The 1,310-nt window shown below is 68.5% G+C and carries 1 protein-coding gene; it reads right to left on the bottom strand.

Annotated features, from left to right (window positions below):
• Positions 1-41: 41 nt before the first annotated feature.
• The gene (locus QK442_RS36130; RefSeq protein ID WP_282698376.1) at positions 42-1,265 is read right to left on the bottom strand and encodes an IS30 family transposase; all 1,224 of its coding nucleotides are present in this window, start codon (positions 1,263-1,265) and stop codon (positions 42-44) included.
• Positions 1,266-1,310 lie beyond the last annotated feature (45 nt).

Here is a 1,310-nt window from a genome sequence, read left to right on the forward strand (position 1 = left end):
AGGCGGATTCTAGAGATCGTTGCAACACGTGGTCGTGTTGATCAGGCCGCGAGCAGTTTATGCAGGCGCTCGGCTGGGGTTTCCCAGCCGAGCGTTTTGCGTGGGCGGCCGTTGAGTTCGGCGGCGACGGCGGCCAGGTGCTCGCGGGTATGGACTGTCAGGTCGGTGCCCTTGGGGAAGTACTGCCGCAGCAGGCCGTTGGTGTTCTCGTTCGAGCCGCGCTGCCAGGGGCTTGCCGGGTCGCAGAAGTAGACCGGGATGTCGGTCGCGACGGTGAAATCGCGGTGCCGGCCCATCTCGCTGCCTTGGTCCCAGGTCAGGGACCGCCTCAGGTGGGTTGGCAGGGCGGTGACGGTCTCCATCAGAGCGTCACGGACCAGTTCGGGGCTTCGGCCGTTCGGCAGGTGCACGAGCATCACGTAGCGGGTGGAACGTTCGACGAGGGTGCCGATGGCCGAGCCGTTGTCCTTGCCGATGATCAGGTCGCCCTCCCAGTGGCCGGGCACCGCCCGGTCCTCTGCTTCGGCAGGGCGCTCGCTGATCATGACCATCGGGTCGCGGAAGCGGGGTCTGCGCTGCTGGGCCTGGCGGCGGGGCTTGCGTCGCACGCGGCCGGTCCGCAGGGCCTTGGCGAGTTCGCGGCGCAGTTCGCCGCGGCCCTGGACGTAGAGGGCCTGGTAGACGGTCTCGTGGACCACGTGCATCTCCGGCCGCTCGGGGAAAGTCTGGCGCAGAGCCTGGCAGATCTGTTCCGGGCTCCACCGTAGGTCCAGGCGGCTCTGGATGAAGGCGCGTAGTGCGGGGTTCTGGCCGATCTTCCCGGGCTTGGGGCGGGGCCGGCGGGCATCCGCGCGGGCCTGGGCGGCATGCGGGCGGTAGTGCCGGCCCCCTCGCGGATCAACGGTGCCGTTCCGCCGGATCTCCCGGCTGATGGTCGACGGACTGCGGCCCAGCTCGGCAGCAATCGCACGGACCGTGGCCTTCTCCCGCAGCCGGTCGGCTATGTGGATCCGGTCCGCTTCGCTCAAGTACCGGCTGGGACCCGACGAGGGCGCCGCCCGCTGAACAGGCGGCGCACCCTTGTGCGTGGGGGCCGGATTCCTGCCGTTGCGCCACCGCTTGCCGGTCCGGTAGTTGATCCCGACGATCCGGCACGCTTCATAGCTGGTCAGGCCCTGGTCCATGAGCCGGAAGTATTCCTCCCGCTCACGGACCAGCTTCCGTCGCCCTTGCCCCTTCCGCTCCTTGCGGATCTCGAAGTCCATCGCACCCCTTGAGCTGGGGTGTTGCAACGACTCCTAGAACCTAAG

It is taken from the genome of Streptomyces sp. CC208A, assembly GCF_030010625.1.
Taxonomy (GTDB): domain Bacteria; phylum Actinomycetota; class Actinomycetes; order Streptomycetales; family Streptomycetaceae; genus Streptomyces.

Bases quoted from the DNA above. Each gene is read 5' to 3' on its own strand.
- QK442_RS36130 (WP_282698376.1), bottom strand. From the start codon at position 1,265: ATGGACTTCGAGATCCGCAAGGAGCGGAAGGGGCAAGGGCGACGGAAG.